This is a genomic window from Streptomyces sp. DH12, from assembly GCF_020873895.1.
In the GTDB taxonomy this organism is placed as follows: Bacteria; Actinomycetota; Actinomycetes; order Streptomycetales; family Streptomycetaceae; genus Streptomyces.
This window is the reverse complement of record NZ_JAHWGT010001567.1, coordinates 1-398: the sequence shown is the minus strand read 5'-3', so window position 1 is coordinate 398 and position 398 is coordinate 1. Positions and strand designations below refer to the sequence as shown.

Genomic DNA, 398 nt, shown 5'->3' with positions numbered 1-398 from the left:
TCGCGGGGTCGGTGCCGCGGCCGTCGGTCGGCTCGACCACGCACACGATCGGCAGTTCGAAGGCGCGGGCGAACGCGAAGTCGCGGGTGTCGTGGCCGGGGACGGCCATGATCGCGCCGGTGCCGTAGCCCATCAGGACGTAGTCGGCGATGAAGACGGGCACCTTCTGCCCGTTGACCGGGTTGGTCGCGTAGGCGCCGGTGAAGACGCCGGTCTTGTCCTTGGCCTCGGCCTGCCGCTCGACGTCGGACTTGGCGGCGGCCTGCTTGCGGTACGCGGTGACGGCCTCTGCCGGGCTCGCGTGGCCGCCGGTCCACACCGGGTGGGTGCCCTCGGGCCAGGCGGCCGGGATGATCCGCTCGACCATGTCGTGCTCGGGCGCCAGCACCATGTACGTC

General features: G+C 72.1%; 1 pseudogene. It reads right to left on the bottom strand.

Annotated elements, in window-relative coordinates:
* Positions 1 to 398 (bottom strand): annotated as a pseudogene (locus LPA54_RS41120) (class I tRNA ligase family protein); the annotation flags it as partial.